Here is a 16,239-nt window from a genome sequence, read left to right as displayed (position 1 = left end):
ATGAACGAGCAACTCGCAATAGAACTTCTGCAAGCGCTAAAGGCCCAGACAGCAGCTCAGACAAAACAAACTGAGGCAATTAATCGTCTGGCCAACTCGAATGAGTCACTTTGCAAACTGATAATGCAAACGCTGGCCGAAGAAGTTGAAGAGGATAACCTTCCTCAGCAAACTTACCTGAGTGAGAGAAAAGTGAGGTAAAGATGAACCTCGGGAAATTGAGGCACAGGATCAGCATTGAGCGCCGAACAGGTGTGCAAAACCCTTCTACCGGTGCTATGTCTTACTCCTGGCAAAAAATTGCAGATGTATATGCTGAAGTAACGCCTGTTTCCGTCAAAGAGTTCATTACCTCTCAGGCCGCTAATGTTGAGTTAATTGCCCGCGTAAAAATACGATATCGGGAGGATATTCAGAATCAGGACAGAATTACTTTCCGAGGAAAAATTTACGCTGTAGAAGGAATTCTTCCTGATACTGATAGTGGGCTTGAATATCTCACTCTCCCATGTTCTCAGGGGGTGAAAGATGGCTGATGGAGTTGAAGTAAAGCTCGATGGTCTTGATTCACTTTTGGGAAAGCTTGACGCGATAAGCGATGACCTTCGGCGCAAAAGCGGTCGTTCTGCCTTGAGGAAGGCTGGTAACATCATCGTGAACCAGATTAAAAATAATGCCTCGCGACTGGATGACCCTCATACAGCTCGTAACATATCCGGTAATGCTGCACTCAGATGGAACGGTAAGGTATTCAAACTAACTGGAGACCTGGGGTTTCGCATCGGAATTCTTCAGGGGGCTGTACTTAAAAAACATCCAAGCATGTCCAAAGATGCTCCGACACCTCACTGGAGACTTCTGGAATTTGGTACTGAAAAGATGGCTGCCAGGCCGCTTGTTCGTGCGGCAGCAAATTCTCGTCTCACCGAAGTCTTTAACTCTTTTGCAGTTAACTATGAGGTCGGTATAGACCGAGCAATTCAGCGAGCACAGAAAAAAGGAGTGCCGCCATGATACCTCCGATATTTCCTGTCTGTGCAGCAAGCCAGGCGGTAACAGACCTTCTCGGTTCTGACCCGATTAGGCTTTATCCATTTGGTATGCAAAATGACAATGTCACTTACCCTTATGCAGTGTGGCAGACCATACCAGGCGGAGAGCCAGAAAACTTCCTCAATCAGATCCCTGATATTGATCGCTTCTCCCTGCAGGTTGATATCTATGGTAATACTGATGAAGAAGTTATTGCAGTAGCAAAAGCAATCAGAAATGCCATCCAGGCTAAAGCCAATATTACACGCTGGGGTGGACAAACTCGCGACCCCAATACTAACCGTTACCGATATTCATTTGATGTCGACTGGTTTGTAAAACGATAAACCAAACCCTTCCACTCACCGGCCTTGAGCCGGTTTTTTTATATCCGGAGATAACTATGTCAGTAGTGACTCAAGGCACACAGATGTATGTGCTCGCGAATGGTGTCGTGAGCGAAATTGAATGTATCACATCGTTTTCACCCGGCAGTAGCCCTGCTGATCAGATTGAGGATACCTGTCTCAGCGAACGAAATACCCGCCAGTACAAAAAAGGTCTGCGCACTCCTGGCCAGGCAACCGTTGCTTTGAACGCTGATCCTGCTAATGACAGTCACCTGCTCTTAAGCAATCTGGCTGAGTCAAATGACCAGCAGAATTTAACTTTTGCTATTGGCTGGGCCGATGGTGAGTCAGTACCAACTGTTGCGACATCAGGTGATCCTGATGCAGTTGATGGACTTTCACTTCCTGATGACCGTACCTGGTATGTATTCCAGGGGTATGTTTCAGACTTCCCTTTCGACTTCCAGGCTAACACCGTTGTTCAGACGTCGGCGACTATTCAGCGCTCAGGGCAGGGCGTATGGATCCCTAAAGTACAACCAACAAGCTAAATACCTTTTGAACTTGAGCGGGGGAAACCCCGCCTTTTGAAGGAACAAAGAAATGAAACTGACGCTCGACACGATTAAAAATGCAGGTGCATTTACTGGCCGCCCGGTAGAGAAGGAGATTGAATGGACCGATAAGGACGGTAATAAACATGTTGCTACTACGTATGTTCGTCCTATTGGATATCATTCCGCTAAGTTTGACATTCTTGCATTGAGCGGGAAGTCTGACGGTGTTGCTGGACGCATTGCATCTTCCATTTGTGATGAGAATGGCGAACCTGTTTTCACTCCTGATGATATTACCGGACATGCTGATCCTGAGCGCGGAGCACTCGATGGAAGCCTGACTATTGCCTTGCTCGTAGCAATTCAGGAAGTGAACTCTCTGGGAAAGGAGAGCTCAGCGCAGAAGACGAATTCTGGTGCGAATTAGTCCTGAATGGCATCGGTGGAAGGACCATTGCTGAAGCCCAGGAGTTATTGAGTATCAGGGAATATCAGATTTGGTCAGCGTACCGTTCTAAATTTGGCAGTCTTAACCCAATGATGCGCACTGAGTGGGCTGCCGGTTTGGTTGCTTCTGTGCTGGCAAACGTCAACCGGGGAAAAGACACCCCACCTTTTAGCATTACCGACTTCACACCCCACATCAACGCGCCCGCGATCACTCTCGAAGAGGCCATGAAGGAGTGGACATAAAATATGGCTGGGAAAAATCTCGGTACACTGACTATCGACCTGATTGCCAAAACGGGTGGATTTGTTTCAGGACTTAATCAGGCTGAACGTGCATCAGCAAAATGGAGTAAACAGGTCCATGAGGATGCAGCTGCAGCTGGAACGGCACTTGCTGGCATTGGTGCAGCTGCAGTAACGGCTGGTCTGGCTGTTGGTGCTGCCGGCTTTCAGTTACTGAAAAGCACTTCCAAACAGATTACCGAAACTGACCGTTGGGCAAAGTCGTTAAGGATATCAACACAGGAGCTTTTAGCCTGGCAATTTGCTGCGGAAAAGGCAGGAGTCTCCGGCGATCAGATGGCCGATATTTTCAAAGATATTGGCGATAAGATTGGTGATGCGGTCCTGAATAAATCAGGCGAGGCTGTTGATGCACTTAATGCCCTTGGCCTGTCAGCTGAGAAATTGTCAAAAGTAAGCCCTGATAAACAGCTGCTGGCAATTGGTGAGTCTCTTGGCAAAATTGGCACCAATGCCGAGAAGACGACAATCCTTGAAAGTCTCGGCAATGATCTCTCTAAACTGCTGCCACTGTTTGATAACAATAACGAAAAACTTAAGCAGTTTATTGATCTGGCGAAAGACTATGGCGTGGCGCCTGACCCCGCTTCGATTGATGACCTGGTTAAAGTTAACCAGTTATTTGAAGACATGGAAGCGCAGGTAGCAGGTCTTAAAATGGAGATCGCAGCGGGGCTGGCAAAAGTAGACCTGACTCCACTGCAAAACTCTCTCGATAAGCTTCACGATGTATTAACCGATCCTGTGGTTTTACAGGGAATCTCTGATCTCGTTTCTGAAGTAGCGCAGCTTGCCGGGTGGCTGGTTAAGGCTGCTGCTGGTGCTGGCCAACTTGCTGCAAGCACTGGTAATCGCTTTGCTGCCTTAAGCGGGAAAATTGACCTGAACAATATCGATCAGGTAAACGAGCGTATTGCTTATCTTCAAAAAAATCTTGAGGGAAGGAAGAGTGTTTACTCTCAGGATAAATCAATGTTTGCCTGGCTTACAGGCGGTGATGACAGTGTAAAAGCTCTGAATGATGAGCTGAGTACACTCATTCAAACAAGAGATAAACTGGCAAAACCTGTTGTTGGCGCTCTTCCTCTTGGGTCCGCCACCGTAGGGACAGACAAACCATTTTCGCTTCCCCCAGGAGGCACTAACGGAAAAGTTACTCCTGACGCAGGTGCCAAGAAACTTGAATCTGCATTCAAGGCATTGGAAACGAGCTATCAGCGCCAGATCGCGTTAATTGACGTAACCGGTAAAAAAAATCAGGAAGTAACCGAGGTTGAAAAACTCCGGTTCGATTTAACAACCGGCAAACTAACCGGTATTAATGCCGCCCAGCAGGAGAGGCTTCAACAGTTAGCCACAGAAGTTGATAGGCTTAACGCCCTCAAAAAGGCCAATGAGGAAAACCTGAAGCTTGCAGAGTTCGCGGCAAATCTCAGAAAGCAAAATCAAAACGACAAGTCTGCCAATGACGCAGAATTTGTTGGTGCAGGCATGGGCAAGAAAACCCGTCAGCGCATGCAGGAGTTATTGGATATCCAGAGCGGGTTTCTTGAGAAGCAGGCCGACCTGCAGAAGCAGTATCAGAGTGGTGACATAACGAAATCACTGTATGACAAGGAAACTCAGGCGCTGCAGGATGCTCTGAATGAACGTCTTGAAATACAGGAGGACTACTACCAAAAATCTGATGACAAGATGGGTGACTGGCAAAGCGGAATATTCGACTCGTTGAATGATTATGCTGAGAAGTCATCTGACTATTATCAGATTGCCGCTGATGGGATGACGTCTATTCTTGACAGCGCAACGTCTTCTATAGCTGATAACCTTCAGGACTTAGTTACCGGTGCTGAAGATTTAGGTGATTTCTTCAGTAATATTTTTGCTGACCTTGGTCAGGTCGTTATTAAAACGCTCACTGAAATGGCCGCACAGTGGCTGGTATATCAGGGGGTTCAGTTACTTGTCGGTAAAACTGCTCAGGCTTCCGCAGCAGGAACACTGATAGGTAATGCTCAGGCGACATCATTCCAGGCTCAGCTCGCAGCCTACGCATCAACAGCAGCAATCCCTATCGTTGGTCCAGCGCTTGCGCCTGCATCAATGGCCGCAGCAGCAGCCATCACCGCTCCGCTTGTAGCAGGTGTTAGCGTATCAGCGCTTTCCGGTATGGCTCACGATGGTATTGATAGCGTTCCTGAAACCGGTACGTGGTTATTGCAACAAGGTGAACGAGTAACCACGGCGAAGACCAGTGCAAAACTGGATGCCACATTGGATCGAGTTAATAAGCAAACCTCATCCCAACAGGCATCAAATATTACCGTACCTATAGAGATCCATGGCGACCCAGATCAGAGAACGCTAATGCTGATTGAGGACGCTGTAAAACGGGGCGCGGTACTTGGCCACCAGATGACGGCTAACGATCTTTCTGCCGGTACAGGAAAAGCTTCAAAAGCTCTTAATAGTGGATGGACTGCATCGAGGAAGAGGGGCTAATGGCTATCACAACCAATATCAACTATCCGCACGATTCGCTTCCTGTCCCTCTTCAGGAGGGATATGGATTAAAGCCGGTAAGCCCGTTACTCAGAACGTCATTAACCTCAGGGAGAGCCAGACAGCGTAGACGATATATGTCTACCCCAACAATGGCCAGTGTCACATGGACATTAACCGATGTGCAGGCTCAGGTTTTTGAAGCTTGGTTTCGTGATGCAATCACTGATGGATCTGCCTGGTTCAATATGAAGTTACGTACTCCTGGTGGTGAATCGTCAAAGGTTTGTAGATTCACTGATATATATCAGGGGCCAAGCATCATAGGAGGAAACTACTGGCAGTACACCGCAGAGTTAGAACTTTATGATCGAGCTATTGGCCTTCCACCTCCATGGGGCCAGTTCCCGGAGTTTATTTCCGGGATGGATATTATTGATATCGCGCTTAACAGGGAGTGGCCAGCAGCATGACGGTATTGAACAGGCTTTATGCCAGCAGTGGTGATGAGGTGATCATTGATACCCTACAAATAACAGTGGGCGGCGTCGATTACTGGTTAACGCGTGGATGGGACGATATCACTGTTTCATTGGAAAATGGACAACAGGCAACGTTCACCGGCTCAGCGATTGATATCGCCTTGCCAGCCCGAAACGCTGATGGTACGCAGGACCTTAAATTTGCCATTAGCAATATTGATGGGGTGGTTTCAACGGCTATCAGAAACGCGCTTGATAATCTGAGCAATGCCAGCCTGACATTCAGGCGTTACGTTTCATCGGACCTTACGGCTCCCGCTGCACCACCTTATACTCTGGCGATTAAAAACGGGTCATGGACTGCAACTGAGGTGCAGATTACAGCAGGGTATATGAATATCCTTGATACCGCGTGGCCCCGTTACCGTTACACACTTCCTGACTTCCCTGGTCTTCGTTATCTGACGTAAGGACTGCTCATGTTTGATCCAGATAAATACCGTTCAGTCACCTGGCTGAAGGGCGGACGCATTTACCCTGAACTTGACTGTTTCGGGATAGTGAACGAAATCCGTAGTGACCTTAATTTGCCTCTGTGGCCTGAGTTCGCCGGGGTAACAAAGGATAATGACGGCCTTGACAGAGAAGCGCGCGGGCTGATGTCAGAGCTCAAAAAATGCGTTCCAGCACCAGGGGCGGGAATTGCATGCTATTCGGGCGGCATGGTTACGCATGTTGCTATTGTGGTGGACATTGGCGGCTCTCTTTATGCTGCTGAGTGCAACCCTAAATCCAATGTCACATTCCTCCCTCTGTCACGCTTTGAGCGTCGTTTTGTGAAAGTGGAGTATTACCAGTGACTATCAGAATCTTCCCGTCAAGGCTGCCAGGTGAGCCGCTGGAAACTCACGAGCATGGTGACGTAAGCCTTTCTGGTTGGCTAACGGCAAACATTGAAGGGTGGACTCTCGAAAGAGAGCACCCAATTTCAGTTGAAGTAAACAACAAGCCGGTGCCACCAGAACAATGGGAAGGCTTGATTCTTCAGCCGGAAACCGACGTTAAAATCTATCCGGTACCATACGGCACAGGTCTGGAGATAGCTGCATGGGCCGCAGTTGCGGTTGCGGTAGCGAGTGCTGCGTATTCCATCTTTATGATGAGCAATATGCAAACTGGCGGTTACAGCCAGCCAGGTAACGGCGATCAGATTGACCTTAACCCCGCGAAAGCGAATACTGCCAAACTCGGTGATCCAATTCGTGAAATTTTCGGAAAGTACCGCGTATGGCCAGATTACGTTGTACAGCCGGTAAGTCGTTTCGTTAACGAAAAAGACATGATCACCAGCATGTTTCTGAATATTGGAATTGGGCGGGTTACCCTTCCTGCAACAGAAATGCGTATTGGCAATACGCCGTTTGCTGCTTTTGGGGAAGATGTTTCTTATACCATCTATCCGCCTGGCGCGGATGTTTCTTCCGATACCAGGACCGAAAACTGGTTCAACTCACCAGAGGTGGGAAATACAACCTCTGGGACTGCGGGGCTGGATCTTGGTTCAAGCGGCCCAGAGACAGTCAGTGTAGTATCAGAGGCTATTTTATTTAATACGAATACGGTTACCCTGATTGGGTCATCCTCCAGTTCTGAAGATACTGAAATTCCTCCGTCATGGACCACTGGAACCATTATTGATATTGAAGCGCCTGACACTTATTCCATAGATATTAATAACGGATACAGCGTTATTTATGGCTCTGTGTCAGAGATGGCTCCGGTTGTAGGTATGGCCATGACGCTTGAGGTGAATAACGATACGTTTGATTTGTTCGTTGCCGCATATAGCCCAGCAGTTCCAGCGGTACCTGGGGTAGGCGGCAGCACAGCTAGTATTGCGGCCAGCGCTTCACCAACAACTTATGATTTCAGCAGCACCCCTCAGACGTTCACAATCACCTGGAAAAGCGTAACCTACACAATTTCACTGACCAGTAATTATGTAACGATGAGCGGGCTTGTTAATGCCATAACCAGCCAACTTAGTGCATCAGGTTTAAGGGCTCTTGATAATTCAGGACGAGTGGTCATTGACGAACAAAGTAGCCCGTTTGCTGGTGGATCAATAACCCACAGTACATTGCCGGTAAGCGTATTTGGCAGCGCTCCAGTTGATACTGCAGGAGTTAAATCAACTGGAGGTACAGCTGCTGTTCCCGCCAGTATCCGCCTTGCTTATGATTCCGCTACTGGAACAAAATTTGCCGGGATACCTGTTGGGGCTCAGCGTCTGACGTTATATCCCACAGAATACAGTTTTAAAATTACAGCTATTTCAGGGCTAACGATCACTGTAAGTAGGGTGAAAGTCACAACTGATAGTTCTGGTAACAGAGCCGTCACTGACGATCCAACATGGACTGGATTTATTCAGCGCACTGTTCTCGATGGTTCAGTTACCGGTGTTAATGATGACTATGACTGGATTGGACCATTTCTTACTTGCCCCGATGGCGAGACCACAAATTGTATTGAGGTCAACCTTAACTTCCAGAATGGCCTCGCAAAATACAACAGTAAGGGTAAGAAGAGGTCAAAAACAGTAGGCATTTATATTCAATACCGGATTGCTGGCGCCATCGACTGGACTACTTTAGAGTTGGAGTACACAAGGAGCGTTGAAGACCAGATTGGGTTTACCAGAGTGATCGATGTTTCCCCTGGTCAATATGAAATCCGAATGCGAAGGAAGGAAGCACCTGCAGGTGGTTCAACGCGCGATCAGGTCTACTGGCAGGCGCTGCGTTCGCGCTTACCAAAAAGACCAACAAGCTATCGGGATATAACTACCATAGCTTTGAGCATCAGAACAGGGAACCGACTTGGGGCGCAGTCTGACAGACGTGTCAATGTGACTCCGACCCGTCAGTATGACGAGGGTAGTCCAAGAAGTATTAGCGCAGCCCTGTATCATGTGCTCAAGTCTCTTGGATATAGTGATAATGAAATTGATCGAGCTGCGATAGATGCTCTTGAAGCTAACTATTGGACCCCTCGCGGCGAGACGTTTGATTTCGCCACAACGGATACTGTTTCTGCACTGGAAATGCTAAAGACCATTACCAATGCAGGTATGGGGTATTTCCTTTTATCTGACGGCATGGCATCAGTTGGAAGGGAAGGGGTAAAACCATGGACTGGTATGATAACGCCACAGGAAACAACCGCTGAACTGACAACATCTTTCAAAGCTCCAAATGAGGACGATTATGACGGCGTTGATGTGACATACATTAACGAACTGACCTGGGCGGAGGAAACTGTTCAGTGCCGGTTACCTGATAAACCAACACCTGTAAAAGTTGAGAATTTCAAGCTTGATGGTGTTCTGAACCAGGACAGAGCGTATCGTATTGGAATGCGGCGGTTACTTGGCTATCAGTTACAGCGCCTTTCCCATGACACATCGACTGAAATGGACGCGCTCTGCTATGAGTTTATGGACAGGGTGATTTTCACAGATGATATACCTGGTAACCAGACGCTCAGTTGTCTCATTGAGGAGATGAGTTTTAACAGCAGTACTATAACTTTGACCCTCAGCGAAGCACCTGACTGGACGTTCCCAAATCCACGCGTCGTAATTCGTGATCAGGATGGAATGGCATCAGCTCTGCTTGTTCCAACCCGGATAGATGACTTTACCCTGATTGTTCCATACAGCAGCGCGCTATCGCCTGAAACGTGGATAATGGGTGATCCTTCAATTGAGCCACCACGAGTGATGTTCTGCTCTTCAACGCGTGTCGGTTATGACGCTCTTATAGGTGAGATCTCACCGGGAAGTGATGGAGCGAATGATGTGACGGCAATCCAGTACAACCCAGCAAAATATCAGTACGACGATGCCAGCTATCCCGGCGATGTCGCTTAGATAATAGTTAATAACAAACCCGCTTCGGCGGGTTTTTTTATTTCTGAGGAAGCTATGACAACCTATAACACAGGCAATCCGATTGGTTCTACTGACCCTCGGGATCTTTACGACAACGCGCAGAATTATGATTTTGCATTAAATAGCCTTACTGAGGCTATCTGGTTAGACCGTTTTGGTGTTGGGCGTCGTACCTGGTATGGGCTGGAAGTAATGGTGGCCGATGCGGCGGCTTCATTTGGAATCATCACATTGTCTGGCGTTAGCTTCACAACCGGGGCTACCGTTAACCTTAATGAAGCTCTGCTGAATACTGCTAACAACACATATTACAAATGGACTGGTACTTTCCCGGATGGAGGTAAAAACGTTCCACCTTCCTCAACACCAGAATCCACTGGTGGTATTGGCCCAGGGAAGTGGCTTAGTGTTGGCGACACGGTTCTTCGAAATGATCTTGCAGCCGATGATGGATTTAAAATTATCGGGCAGAAAGTTAACTATGGCATTCCATCCGGTGCAACCTTAACGCGTGGCCTTATCTGGGCATATGATAAGGTCAAAGGCTGGCTACGTGTTGGCGGATCTGACATCGAGCCACTTGATGATGAGAGGAATTATTGGCGAGGGTTGCCTTCAAGAAACTCCTGGGGTGACCCGGCCATGATCGGTGAATACTCTGTATCATTTAACCGGAATGGCGCATCATTTGCGGTTTATACCACCACGTTTGGTCATGATTGCGTAACCTATGGTGTTGCATCTCTTGCTGGTGGCGCAGGGAGTGCTACAGGTAACCCGGATGACATTACCTCGCCTAACGCTGAGGGTTATTGCGCGTTTGCTTTCGGGAAAAATGTCATCGCCCTAGGTGCAAAATCAGCTGCACTTTGCGAAGACACGCAGGCTAATTCCAGAGCGTCTTTTTCTGTAGGGTACTATTCTCAGGCAAGGGCTGGATTTACAAATGACCCTGGAGGGGTAGCAAGTGACGGAGTGGCTGCAATCGCCTTAGGGTATCGCGTACGCGCTGCTGGTGACGGCTCTTTTGCAGCAGGAAGAAACGTTCAGGCATACGGTGGTTCTATTGCTATTGGTAACGGCATTAATGACGGAAATCCAGCGGTAAACCCTTCCAGAGATTCTGTATCTCTTTTTTCCAAATCAGTCGTACCGGGAGTAACTGTTGCTCCTGGAGCGGGCGGGCTCACTGATCTTTCAAAGGTTGGCATTCATAGCCAATATCCAAAGGAGCATGTGGATATTGTACTTCCAACTGGCCAGTCAGCAGCTCTGAGAATTTCCAGTTCTGGGGCTGGGAATACAGGCAAGCTGCTTCTTCAAGGCACCGCTAATGATGGCTCTGCATTGACTATTGCGACGCTTGAATGGACCAGTACAAATGGAGGTACTGCCTCTGGTACGCTAAAGATAAAAATGAATGGCGGCGCTGAAAGTGTTGAGCTTTCAGCGAATGGAATGATCGCCCTGAAAAATGTAAAAACTCTTGGAGATATATCCGGCGCCCCAGCGGGCACCGTTTATAAAGATGGTTCCAACTTCCTCAAGATTGTTTAAGAGAAGTCATCGCCAAGGAAGGCGGTGAGAAGCGCTTCTGCAATCACCCTGTGACCCATATCTGCAGGGTGGTTAGCGCCGTTACCAGTGATGGCATAAATATTTTTACGCTGAAGAAGTTGAGACCATACGTTTGTAATATCGACAAATGTCACATGATTATATTTTAGTGATAATCTTTTCAATTCTTCGCTGTATAGCGGGAAATATTTCTTCTTAGGCAGCACCCATTCATGGTTTGGCAGAGTCGAAGAAAGCAACACTATTCTGGCTTTCTTATTTTTGCTTTTAATATTTTTTATCAAAGCGTCAATGCTGAAATAGTATTCTTTTGGTGGCAAATCATTTGAGTCATTCATACCGTAAGAAAGAATATAAACATCAGAATCAAGCTTCGTGAGTCTTCCGTCAGTGCTGTAGTAGGCGTTATTAGAGGTCCACCCCGGCACCGATGGGTTGTAGTAATGATATTTGCCGCCTTTCACCATAGACATGTAAGCAGACACCAGTCCGACATATGGAGGCTGGTGCGGTTCTGAGTATATGTCGCTGGCATTCGCACCGAAAGTAATGCTATCCCCATAATACGTCACCTTCATTTCCTGCAGGCTTTTAACGTAATTACGTAAGTCTGTAACCCCGCCACTCATTTTCAGGTAAAGGCGATCTGCCTTCTTGTAAGACGCCGAAATCTGATATTTCTGGTATTCAGTCGTAACCTTGATGTTGAAGTTTTTATCTTCTTTCAGAGGATTTTTAAAACCTGATTTAGCCACCGTTATAGTTGAGCCTTCAGGGATTGCTATTTTGTCGCCTGATGCCCTGAAATCGGTACCGTTATGATAGAGCTCGCCGGTTGTCTGATTGAACATCATGACCGGCCCGGATGGCCTAAACAGCAGCCTTTCGCTTTTAAAATCCTCAGATGCGTAAATAGTATCCGAATAAACGAATTTCCCACCAAAGAAAGAAGGGTGAATATTAAACTTATTCACAATGTTGCTGCTGCACTTCACATCCGTGCACGTCGTGTAGTCATCAGGTGCAGCTGGTATTTCAGCTGCGGCACCAAATGACATAGACAATAGTGAAGCAATAATTAATTTTTTCATTTAGCTTTTCCGTATGCTTTTTTCTTTATCCAGCCATTAACAGGCTTTTCAATAAACTTATAGCAGGCAAGGGCGATAACCTGGCAGTAGATGTAATAGACAATAACATAAGGAACTATGCTCACTGTCTTATCGAGGCCAAGTTGCGTCCAGATAAACAGAAATACCGGCGCTGAAATACCGTGAGACAGGTACAGGCTGTAAGATGAGTCACCCAGCAGCAGGAAAGTGCGGTTGTGAGGAACAACACCTTCAAGGCTCAGAGCCGACCAGACAATCACGAACGCCGGGATGCCCCATGTCAGCAGTCTGGAATAATCGTTATAAGCAAAAACTCCCGAGTTAGCGAAAGCAAAAAGCGGGAAGAAAGAAGCAATACCAACCCACGCCAGCCACTTCGGCAGGACGCATCCTGCGGAATACATTCGGTACAGATACATACCAAGGATAAATTCGATAAACATCTGGCTGGATAGCGTTACCAGAACCTTACTTTCGCCGTGAGCAAGAGCATTGCCAGCACCGAAAACTACAAGAGCGCAGACTGAATAAAACTCAAGTGAGTTTGCTTTCTTTATGCCAATCGCAAGCAGCCCGGCGAGTAAGAAGTAAAACAGGAATTCAAACTGCAAAGTCCAGCCGATTCCAAGAATTGGTGGCTTGTCGAAGTTCATGAACGTCATCGTTTTGATGACCCACATGAGGTCTAGCCGCGAGCCGTTGAAGATATATGCAAAATCTGCAGTAGGTTGGGATATAGCACCAGAATCAACCAGCCATGATATGAACACCACTACCAATGTTGCGACAAGGTACAAAGGCCATATGCGGGTTATGCGGCGCTTTATGAAACCCAGCGGCGTTAATTTTGGCGTCATGCCATCCTTGTAGAGCCCGCCGTAAATGATGTACGGCATAATAAATCCGCTGATGATGAAAAATATGTCAACGCCAACACCACCAAGGTTTGTGATCTGTGGGGTGATGCCATAAACGGCGAGGTTTGCGTGAGCATAAATCACGAGGAAGGCGGCCAGAAACCGCAAATACTGAATGTTGGCAATCATCATCAACTTTCTTGTCTGTTAAAAGGCGAGTGATTTTAACAGTTAAGAGGAATCTGATCATTCAGTTTGCAAAATCGACTTGATCGATATCTCTGATTGGTAATACTGTATGCATGTACAGTATATATCGGAGGTGCAATATGGGATTCCCATCGCCAGCAGCAGACTACGTTGAAGAACGTCTATCACTCGATAAGCGTCTTATTGTTCATCCATCAGCCACGTACATGATGATATCAGGCACGACATATCTACGCGCCGGAATCATTAAGGGTGCCATGCTTATCGTCGATTCATCACTGACACCAAAAGATGGTTCTCTGCTTGTCTGCGCTGTTGATGGAGAGTTCAGAATCATGCGCTACAGAACACATCCGCAGCCTTATCTGGAAAACCCCGAAAATGGGAGGAGGGAGCCGTTACCGTTGAAGGAAGAAGCATCTGATACATCGCGGCCGGTGTTTGGGGTGATCACCTACAGCATCAATGATGCTCGCTCGGGTGAATTTGATGATTCACCAGTGATATAAAATGGACTGTTTAACCATTATTTCACCATAGTTACGCCATCGTAATTTTAAGCCAACAAAAAACCAGCCATAAGAGGCTGGTTTTGATAATAATTTTGGTCGGCACGAGAGGATTTGAACCTCCGACCCCCGACACCCCATGACGGTGCGCTACCAGGCTGCGCTACGTGCCGACGCATAAAAAGAATACTACTCGATTCCGTTTTGAATGCAAGGGAATCCGTCGCTAACTGGTTTATTATTAATCAGTTAGCGATAAACCGTTTCTCATCCGTCAGAACCTGCAGCAGCAGGCTCAGCTGCGGTTTCTGGTCTTTCAACCGTTCACCCTGCAGATTGTACGTCTGATAATTCCCGTTGCTGTTCAGCACCAGCGTCAGCTTCGGCGTGGTCACCACCAGCGTATTATTCCCCGCAGCCGTCACCCAGCTGTGGCGGCGCGCGGCGCTGAAGAGATCCTGCCCCTGCGAATACTCGTTTGCTGGCGTGCTGACGTGCAGCAGGCGTTGCATCAGGGTAGTCATCACATCTTTATGCTCGGTGAGCATATTGATGCGCTGCGCCGGGGTGCCAGGCCAGTGGATCACCAGCGGAACCTGCAGATTCGGGCGAGACCAGCTCATACTCTTCGTCTCGTCACCTAGCGGGATTCCATGACCCGCGGTCACGATCACCACGGTGTTGTCCAGCTTGCCCGACTCGCGAAGCGCGTCAAGCACGCGGCCTATCTGCGTATCAACATCGCCAGCCGCGCGACCGTAGCGGCGCGCAAAGTCACTCTTATTGCTGTCAGCAAGCGTTGTGCCGTTAAAGGCAACCCATGAGAACCAGCGGTTATCTTCCTGGGCGTAGCGCTGCAGCCAGTTTATCCACTGGCTGGCGGTCTGCGCATCGGACTGTTTTTGCGCCGTCGGCAGTGAGAAATCGGACAGCAGCGCCTGACGGTAGAGCGGGCTGTTAAAGCCATCTGAGGAGAACAACCCTAACTGATAGCCTTGCTGATTCAGCCCGGTGATCAGCGCCGCAGGCGTGCGGGTAGACAGCACGCCGTCCATGTAGCCGGCTGAAATGCCATAGAAGAGGCCAAAGATGCCCGCATCGGCGGAGTTACCGGAGCTCATATGCTGAGTAAACGAAACGTTTTGACTCGCGAAAGCGGCCAGCGCCGGCATCTGCTTCTCGAAACGGGAATAGTTCAGGCCATCGACGGTGATCAGCAGGACGTTTTGCCCGCGCCCCATATCGCGGTAGTTCAGGTCGCTCAGAGGATACTGAACGCTGACGGCTTCCGGGTTACCCTGCTCGATAAGACGGCGCTGGTACTCCTGCGCATCAAGCAGGCCGTGTTTCTCGAGGAAGCGACGGGCCGTCATCGGGTACGAGAGCGGCAGGTTCGCGCGCTGCATGGTAATAGGGCGATAGAAGTTCGCATCCGCCCAGATATACATGATGTGCGAACTGATAAATGAGACGAAAAAGAGCGCGGCGACGGGCTTCGCATAATGGCGTCGCCGGGTCAGGCTGCGGAGCTTTTGCCAGCTCCAGGTAGCGAACAGCATCTCAATCAGCAGGATCACCGGGACGCTGATAAACATCAGTTGCCAGTCACGGGCCGTTTCGTTCTGGTCGGGGTTAATCACCAGTTCCCAGACGATCGGGTTGAGGTGCAGGTGGAAGCGGGTGAACACTTCACTGTCGATAAGCAGCAGCGTCATCCCCACCGTCGCAAGGATGACGGACAAGAACCGCATCAGACGCTGCGACATGACGATAAACGTCAAGGGGAACAGGATCAGCAGATAGGTGGCGAAAACCAAAAAGCTAAAGTGACCCACAACGCTCATCCAGGAGTAGATACGCCCGGTTAGCGTTGTTGGCCAGTCTGCGACAAACAGATAACGACAGCCAATGACCGTCGCCAGCAGAATGTTGAACAGGGCAAACCAGTGCCCCCAGCTGACCATCTGGGAGACTTTTTCACGGTAGCGCTGACGATTCGTCACCATAAACTGTTGTTCGTATCCCTTAATGGGCCGGGTCGTTGCTGACGGACGACTGTAAAGCCTGGGCGAACGATTTTGCGATCGCCTGACGCTGAGCCGGAGCAACGCTGGTGTTAATCAGGTTGGTGACCATATTCCCCAAAACCATCAGGGAGAGATCGGTCGGCGTTTTATGTTTTTCCAGTACGTTGACCAGCTCACTGAGCAGTTGTTCAACGTGTTCATCACTGTAGCGGGAATGTTGTGGCATAAATCAAAATCAGTTTGTTGATGAAAGGGCAACATATTACCGTAGCAACAGCTTTTTTTCCCCTTTTTTATCTGTTGTTGCACACATGT

The 16,239-nt window shown here is 48.4% G+C and carries 18 protein-coding genes and 1 tRNA gene; 14 read left to right on the top strand and 5 right to left on the bottom strand.

What is annotated here, in order from left to right; translation table 11 throughout:
• The 13 genes from P346_RS13420 to P346_RS22155 are packed head-to-tail and all read left to right on the top strand — an operon-like array spanning position 1 to position 11,188.
• Entirely contained in the window at positions 1–201 is a 201-nt protein-coding gene (locus tag P346_RS13420; RefSeq protein ID WP_032659041.1) for a hypothetical protein, read from the top strand.
• A 2-nt stretch (positions 202–203) separates the two neighbouring features.
• On the top strand, positions 204–536 hold the full coding sequence (locus P346_RS13425; protein WP_032659038.1) for a phage head closure protein: 333 nt from the start codon (positions 204–206) through the stop codon (positions 534–536).
• The gene (locus tag P346_RS13430) at positions 529–1,014 is read left to right on the top strand and encodes an HK97-gp10 family putative phage morphogenesis protein (protein ID WP_032659036.1); all 486 of its coding nucleotides are present in this window, start codon (positions 529–531) and stop codon (positions 1,012–1,014) included. The genes P346_RS13425 and P346_RS13430 overlap by 8 nt, the downstream gene beginning before the upstream one ends.
• Positions 1,011–1,379: a tail completion protein gp17 gene (gene gp17, locus P346_RS13435; protein ID WP_032659033.1), complete on the top strand. Its 369-nt coding sequence runs from the start codon at positions 1,011–1,013 to the stop codon at positions 1,377–1,379. Before P346_RS13430 ends, gp17 begins: the two co-directional genes overlap by 4 nt.
• Before the next feature lie 56 nt (positions 1,380–1,435).
• Entirely contained in the window at positions 1,436–1,933 is a 498-nt protein-coding gene (locus P346_RS13440) for a phage tail tube protein (protein WP_032659031.1), read from the top strand.
• Positions 1,934–1,985: 52 nt separating this feature from the next.
• A complete protein-coding gene (locus P346_RS13445; RefSeq protein WP_032659029.1) occupies positions 1,986–2,366 on the top strand; it encodes a phage tail assembly chaperone family protein, TAC in 381 nt (126 codons plus the stop codon).
• Between the two features lie 47 nt (positions 2,367–2,413).
• Positions 2,414–2,632 (top strand): phage tail assembly protein T, encoded by a 219-nt coding sequence (locus P346_RS23730; RefSeq protein WP_226842784.1) that lies wholly within the window; start codon positions 2,414–2,416, stop codon positions 2,630–2,632.
• Between the two features lie 3 nt (positions 2,633–2,635).
• Positions 2,636–5,194, top strand: coding sequence for a phage tail tape measure protein (locus P346_RS13450; RefSeq protein ID WP_032659024.1), 2,559 nt, complete (start codon positions 2,636–2,638; stop codon positions 5,192–5,194).
• Entirely contained in the window at positions 5,194–5,667 is a 474-nt protein-coding gene (locus P346_RS13455; RefSeq protein ID WP_032659550.1) for a hypothetical protein, read from the top strand. The genes P346_RS13450 and P346_RS13455 overlap by 1 nt, the downstream gene beginning before the upstream one ends.
• On the top strand, positions 5,664–6,146 hold the full coding sequence (locus P346_RS13460; protein ID WP_032659022.1) for a DUF1833 family protein: 483 nt from the start codon (positions 5,664–5,666) through the stop codon (positions 6,144–6,146). Before P346_RS13455 ends, P346_RS13460 begins: the two co-directional genes overlap by 4 nt.
• A gap of 9 nt (positions 6,147–6,155) precedes the next feature.
• A complete protein-coding gene (locus P346_RS13465; protein ID WP_032659018.1) occupies positions 6,156–6,536 on the top strand; it encodes a hypothetical protein in 381 nt (126 codons plus the stop codon).
• Positions 6,533–9,610 carry a host specificity factor TipJ family phage tail protein gene (locus tag P346_RS13470; RefSeq protein ID WP_032659015.1) on the top strand — a complete coding sequence of 1,026 codons (3,078 nt, stop codon included), beginning with the start codon at positions 6,533–6,535 and terminating at the stop codon, positions 9,608–9,610. The genes P346_RS13465 and P346_RS13470 overlap by 4 nt, the downstream gene beginning before the upstream one ends.
• A gap of 54 nt (positions 9,611–9,664) precedes the next feature.
• Positions 9,665–11,188, top strand: coding sequence for a hypothetical protein (locus tag P346_RS22155; protein WP_050597624.1), 1,524 nt, complete (start codon positions 9,665–9,667; stop codon positions 11,186–11,188).
• Here the strand turns inward: P346_RS22155 and P346_RS13475 are convergent.
• Positions 11,185–12,300 (bottom strand): SGNH/GDSL hydrolase family protein, encoded by a 1,116-nt coding sequence (locus P346_RS13475; RefSeq protein ID WP_032659012.1) that lies wholly within the window; start codon positions 12,298–12,300, stop codon positions 11,185–11,187. The genes P346_RS22155 and P346_RS13475 overlap by 4 nt on opposite strands.
• Entirely contained in the window at positions 12,297–13,370 is a 1,074-nt protein-coding gene (locus tag P346_RS13480; protein WP_032659010.1) for an acyltransferase family protein, read from the bottom strand. Before P346_RS13480 ends, P346_RS13475 begins: the two co-directional genes overlap by 4 nt.
• Before the next feature lie 110 nt (positions 13,371–13,480).
• Here P346_RS13480 and P346_RS22420 point away from each other — a divergent pair, with 110 nt between their 5' ends.
• Complete coding sequence (locus P346_RS22420; protein ID WP_274518168.1) at positions 13,481–13,897, top strand: HumD family translesion DNA polymerase; 417 nt, start codon at positions 13,481–13,483, stop codon at positions 13,895–13,897.
• A 96-nt stretch (positions 13,898–13,993) separates the two neighbouring features.
• On the opposite strand, the gene P346_RS13485 is transcribed toward P346_RS22420, so the two are convergent.
• From P346_RS13485 to P346_RS13495, 3 genes are all read right to left on the bottom strand, one after another.
• A tRNA-Pro gene (locus tag P346_RS13485) sits at positions 13,994–14,070 on the bottom strand.
• 72 nt (positions 14,071–14,142) lie between these two features.
• A complete protein-coding gene (yejM, locus tag P346_RS13490) occupies positions 14,143–15,903 on the bottom strand; it encodes an LPS biosynthesis-modulating metalloenzyme YejM (RefSeq protein ID WP_032659008.1) in 1,761 nt (586 codons plus the stop codon).
• A 19-nt stretch (positions 15,904–15,922) separates the two neighbouring features.
• Positions 15,923–16,150 (bottom strand): YejL family protein, encoded by a 228-nt coding sequence (locus P346_RS13495; protein WP_008500958.1) that lies wholly within the window; start codon positions 16,148–16,150, stop codon positions 15,923–15,925.
• Positions 16,151–16,239 lie beyond the last annotated feature (89 nt).

Origin of the sequence: Enterobacter sp. DC1 (assembly GCF_000568075.1) — a bacterium.
GTDB classification, from domain to species: domain Bacteria; phylum Pseudomonadota; class Gammaproteobacteria; order Enterobacterales; family Enterobacteriaceae; genus Enterobacter; species Enterobacter asburiae.
This window is presented reverse-complemented; position numbering and strand designations above follow the sequence as displayed.

Coding starts and splice junctions, on each gene's coding strand:
- yejM (WP_032659008.1), bottom strand. CDS start 15,903: ATGGTGACGAATCGTCAGCGCTACCGTGAAAAAGTCTCCCAGATGGTC.
- P346_RS13465 (WP_032659018.1), top strand. CDS start 6,156: ATGTTTGATCCAGATAAATACCGTTCAGTCACCTGGCTGAAGGGCGGA.
- P346_RS13420 (WP_032659041.1), top strand. CDS start 1: ATGAACGAGCAACTCGCAATAGAACTTCTGCAAGCGCTAAAGGCCCAG.
- P346_RS13480 (WP_032659010.1), bottom strand. CDS start 13,370: ATGATGATTGCCAACATTCAGTATTTGCGGTTTCTGGCCGCCTTCCTC.
- P346_RS13445 (WP_032659029.1), top strand. CDS start 1,986: ATGAAACTGACGCTCGACACGATTAAAAATGCAGGTGCATTTACTGGC.
- P346_RS13475 (WP_032659012.1), bottom strand. CDS start 12,300: ATGAAAAAATTAATTATTGCTTCACTATTGTCTATGTCATTTGGTGCC.
- P346_RS13460 (WP_032659022.1), top strand. CDS start 5,664: ATGACGGTATTGAACAGGCTTTATGCCAGCAGTGGTGATGAGGTGATC.
- P346_RS13455 (WP_032659550.1), top strand. CDS start 5,194: ATGGCTATCACAACCAATATCAACTATCCGCACGATTCGCTTCCTGTC.
- P346_RS13430 (WP_032659036.1), top strand. CDS start 529: ATGGCTGATGGAGTTGAAGTAAAGCTCGATGGTCTTGATTCACTTTTG.
- P346_RS13440 (WP_032659031.1), top strand. CDS start 1,436: ATGTCAGTAGTGACTCAAGGCACACAGATGTATGTGCTCGCGAATGGT.
- P346_RS13495 (WP_008500958.1), bottom strand. CDS start 16,150: ATGCCACAACATTCCCGCTACAGTGATGAACACGTTGAACAACTGCTC.
- P346_RS13450 (WP_032659024.1), top strand. CDS start 2,636: ATGGCTGGGAAAAATCTCGGTACACTGACTATCGACCTGATTGCCAAA.
- P346_RS13425 (WP_032659038.1), top strand. CDS start 204: ATGAACCTCGGGAAATTGAGGCACAGGATCAGCATTGAGCGCCGAACA.
- P346_RS22155 (WP_050597624.1), top strand. CDS start 9,665: ATGACAACCTATAACACAGGCAATCCGATTGGTTCTACTGACCCTCGG.
- gp17 (WP_032659033.1), top strand. CDS start 1,011: ATGATACCTCCGATATTTCCTGTCTGTGCAGCAAGCCAGGCGGTAACA.
- P346_RS22420 (WP_274518168.1), top strand. CDS start 13,481: ATGTACAGTATATATCGGAGGTGCAATATGGGATTCCCATCGCCAGCA.